This is a genomic window from Rhodococcus sp. R1101, assembly GCF_000278445.1.
Classification (GTDB): Bacteria; Actinomycetota; Actinomycetes; order Mycobacteriales; family Mycobacteriaceae; genus Rhodococcus; species Rhodococcus gordoniae.
Genome location: NZ_AJVB01000354.1, coordinates 1 through 4,034 on the forward strand (window position 1 = coordinate 1; position 4,034 = coordinate 4,034).

A 4,034-nucleotide genomic window follows, 5' to 3' on the forward strand; every position below is an offset into this window, starting at 1 on the left:
GGGCGGCCGGGATCTCGGTGGCGGCCGGTGTCGTCAGTGCCCGCCCCACCGCGCTCATATGGCTGCCGGTGCGGAACCGGTAGAAGTACTCCCGCCCGGGGCGCAGCCCGAACAGTTCGACGTGGACGGAGTGGGCGCTGTCGGGGACGGCCTGTTCGGTGCCGCGTGCGACGACGCGGGTCATCTTCTCGTCTTCCGCGACTTCCCATTGCACCGGAACATTCCGATTCGGCATTCCACCGAGTCCGTCCTCGGCAATCGGGTCGAGGGCGAGTCGCGTCCAGATGACGAATCCGTCCGGCGCGGGGTCGCCGGAGGCGACACCCAGCAGGAAGGGGTCGCCCTTCACTCCCGGTGCGGAGGCGCGCCCGTATCCGGTGACGCCGACGGAGGTAGCTGCGGTGACGACGGTGATTCCGAGTCCGGCCGTGAGGAACGATCTACGTGACAAAGGCATGATTACGGAAGGTAGTGATCGAATCTCTTTCTCACGGAATACGTTACCGAACGCCGGGAGAATACTCGGAAACATTTGGGGATTCGCCGACAAGGGTGGGCACAATCGCCTCGAGGTCTACGATGAGGAGGGCTTCGGACGGAGGAAACTGTCATGGCTTTTCCTGCACTCACCCACGTCGCCGTCACCGTCTCGGATCTGGCTGCGAGCACCGCGTGGTACTCGAATCTCTTCGACGCCACGCCCGTCCTCGACGAGGACGACGAATCGGGCACCTTCCACCACGCGGTCTTCGCGCTCGACGGCGGCACACTGTTCGGCTTGCACACCCATTCCGGGTCGCCACCGCAGGAGTCTTTCGACGAACGGAACACGGGGCTCGACCATATCGCGTTCGGTTGCACGGCGAGCGAGCTCGAAAAATGGCGCGACCGGCTCGACAGTCTGGGAATCCCGCACGGGGACATCAAGAACGCGGCGTACGGCTCCGGGCTGTCGTTCCGCGATCCCGACAACATCGCGCTCGAATTCTTCGCGCCACCGAGCTGATCGTCCCTGCACGTCGGTGGATATCCACCGCGGCCACATACTCTCCGACGTCATCTCGCCGCGGACGATAGATCGACGTCGCCCACCGAACAGCGTCCTCGAGTTGCCGTTCGCTCATCTCGAACACGTCGTCGAACTCCGGCTCCGCCGGCTCACACGGGCAGTAACCGTTGGCAGGGCCGGCGTAGGTGGAGAGGACGGCCCCACCATCGACGACGAAGACCTCGGGGTAGAGCTCGCACGCGAGTCGCCGATTCGCCAGGACCCGGTGGGTAACCTTCACTTCGTAGACCTTCATCACCGCCTCGGAGGCCCGAGTGTTCGGTCCGGGACTTCGCAAACTTGCAGAACTCCGCTGCGAACCTCTCGAGTCGAATAGTCGCGCCCGCCGAGCGATTGTCCGACCGCGCGTCTCTCGGCGTCACTCTGCATCGCGTCTCGCAGGCAGCTATGGGAGCGAGGCCGAGCAACTGCAGCGAGTTTCCGACAATGCGACGGCATGTACGCCGTAGCGCACCGACTCGGCGAACAACGCGTTCAGGAGCGGTATCTGTTGCGGAACACCGGCGTTTCTACGCCACGGACCTGTTCCTCGACGAGTTCGAAGGGAGCATCCGGCGCAGTCGGCCGCGCAGTGGCTTCCGCACGCGCGTCGGGAGACCGGTGAAGGTCGAGCATCCATCACGCCTTTCCGAAGAAGGTTCGATCTGCACGGGCCGTCGCCCCTCGGACAGCGGTGCCGATCGATCACCGTCGACGTTCGACGGGCCGGCCGTTCACCGCGCAGCCACTCTCCGAGCTGCCACCGAGCTGTTCATTGCATCCGTCGTCGTAGGTCGTCGACGTCGAGAGCTTGTTTCTTGATATCGGGGCGATGCTCACGCTGTGGTTCAGGTCTCACCGGGTGGCAGCACCGTGTCGGGTTGTAGTGACTTCGGGCGTCCGGGACACAACCGGCGGAAGACCGCCGATGATGGACTTCGGGTAGCGACTCGTCGAGAACTGTTCCTGGACTTGAACTCCCCGGCCGTCCCACCCGAATCCTGGCTACCGGGAATGCAACCGAAGTGATGGCGGCCACCTGACTACTCTTCCACCGACAAGCTCCGGCCTCACACCGAAGGCCGAGCGTGACGGCGAGTAGTGGAGAGCTTTCAGATGAGTGAACTGGACGGGAAGATCGCGCTCATTACCGGCGCAGGCCAGGGTGTCGGGCAGGGAATCGCGTTTGCGTTGGCCAAGCAGGGCGCGTCGATCGCGGTGGTCGGTCGCACCGAATCGAAGTTGATCGAGACCTGCGAGCAAATCCGGCAGTTCGGTGGTCGGGGCGAGCCGATCGTCGCCGATATTGCGGACGGCGACCAGATCACAAGGTCGGTCGCCGAAACGGTCGACTTGTTCGGGGGCATCGACATCCTGGTCAACAATGCCAGCCTCAATCCGCTCGGTGACATCCTCGACCTCGATCCCGAGAGACTCGCGGCCGGGCTGAACTCAGGTCCTGTGGCGACGTTGCGAACCATGCAAGCCTGCTATCCGCACATGAAGGCACGCGGCGGCGGAGCGGTGGTCAACATGGTCAGTTCCGTCGCAGTGCGCTGGGACGCCAGCAACTACGGTGGTTACGCGGCCGTCAAAGAGAGTGTGCGCGCTTTGACGCGAGCGGCCGCGTGCGAGTGGGGCAAGGACGGCATCCGGGTCAACGCAGTCGCCCCACACGCCCGGACACCAGGCCTCGAGCGATGGATCGCCGCCCGTCCCGAGGAGGCGGCAGCGTTCATTGCGAGCATTCCGATGCGGAGAATCGGTGATGCCGAAAGCGATATCGGCCGGGCAGTGGCATTTCTGGTCGGCCCGGATGCCGGATACCTCACCGGTGCGACGATTCCGCTCGACGGCGGCCAGTCCCGCTGGGGCTGACCCTGGAAGGGTCGCCGTTCGACCGGCGGTGTCGAGGCAGATGGCGCTGCCCCCGTCGAGAGGATCAAGTCGAGTCGCGGATAGCGGTGTAACGCGGCCCTCGCACCCCCGGCTCTGATGGGGGGTCCGCTTCCGGCGAACATGTCTCGGTCTGCCGTCATCGGGTAGGTTGTCGTCGCCGGCGCGCCGACCATCATCGTCGGACAGGTCCGTTCTGCAGGTATGTTCAGCGCTCGGTTTCGAATGCCGGTCTTCAAGAGTCGGGTTGTCACCTGACCGTCGCCCCTGATGTTGTGACGAGATCTTTGACGATAGATGGAATGGGAAGTGCTATGGCCACGCCACACGAAGAGAAGAATGTCGTACTGCTCCACCGCGATGGACCCGTAGGAGTTATCACCCTGAATCGGCCGCAGGTGCTCAATGCCGTCAACGCTGCGGTGTCCGAGGCACTGGGCGCTGCTCTCGACGAGATCGATCGTGACCCCGACCTGCGAGTCGGCGTCCTGACGGGATCGGGACGGGCGTTCTGTGCCGGTGCCGATCTGAAGGCCTTTGCCGATGGCGGATCCGTACTGCCGACGAACCATCCCGAGTGGGGATTTGCCGGCTTGGTCGAGCACTACGTGTCCAAGCCCCTGATCGCCGCCGTCAACGGCGTGGCGGCCGGCGGCGGTGCCGAAATCGTGCTCGCCTGTGACCTCGCCGTGCTCAGTTCTGAGGCCACGCTCGGATTGCCGGAGGTCAAACGCGGTCTCATCGCCGGAGGCGGTGGGCTCATCCGCCTCCCCAATCAGATCCCTCCCAAGATCGCTGCGCACGCAGTATTCACCGGCGAACCGATTTCGGCCGAGACGGCACTTCGCTGGGGATTGGCCAACGTCGTCGTTTCACCCTCGGAGGTGCTTCCCGAAGCCTTACGTCTGGCCCACGCCATCGCTGCCAACGCACCCATCGCGGTACAGGCGAGCAAGAAGATCATCTCGCAGGGACAAGCGTCCGGACTCGAAAACACGATCTGGAAAGTCAATTCGGCAGAGTCCGACGCCGTGTGCGCCAGCGAGGACGCGCTGGAAGGCGCCGCCGCGTTCACCGAGAAACGACCGCC

General features: G+C 64.3%; 4 protein-coding genes. 3 read left to right on the forward strand and 1 reads right to left on the reverse strand.

Annotation, left to right across the window (positions count from 1 at the left end; genetic code table 11):
* Positions 1-457: alkaline phosphatase D family protein (locus tag R1101_RS27305; protein ID WP_037223985.1), on the reverse strand; the 457-nt coding region annotated here is incomplete at its 3' end.
* A 153-nt stretch (positions 458-610) separates the two neighbouring features.
* Here R1101_RS27305 and R1101_RS0117645 point away from each other — a divergent pair.
* The 3 genes from R1101_RS0117645 to R1101_RS27310 form a co-directional block, all read left to right on the forward strand.
* Positions 611-1,006 carry a VOC family protein gene (locus tag R1101_RS0117645; protein ID WP_016934683.1) on the forward strand — a complete coding sequence of 132 codons (396 nt, stop codon included), beginning with the start codon at positions 611-613 and terminating at the stop codon, positions 1,004-1,006.
* Positions 1,007-2,164: 1,158 nt separating this feature from the next.
* The gene (locus tag R1101_RS0117655; RefSeq protein ID WP_026003410.1) at positions 2,165-2,926 is read left to right on the forward strand and encodes an SDR family NAD(P)-dependent oxidoreductase; all 762 of its coding nucleotides are present in this window, start codon (positions 2,165-2,167) and stop codon (positions 2,924-2,926) included.
* Between the two features lie 332 nt (positions 2,927-3,258).
* Positions 3,259-4,034 (forward strand): crotonase/enoyl-CoA hydratase family protein (locus R1101_RS27310; RefSeq protein WP_085996979.1); only part of this gene is annotated, 776 nt, incomplete at its 3' end.

What these genes read in the sequence shown, in the direction of transcription:
- R1101_RS0117645 (WP_016934683.1), top strand. Translation starts at nt 611, where the DNA reads ATGGCTTTTCCTGCACTCACCCACGTCGCCGTCACCGTCTCGGATCTG.
- R1101_RS0117655 (WP_026003410.1), top strand. Translation starts at nt 2,165, where the DNA reads ATGAGTGAACTGGACGGGAAGATCGCGCTCATTACCGGCGCAGGCCAG.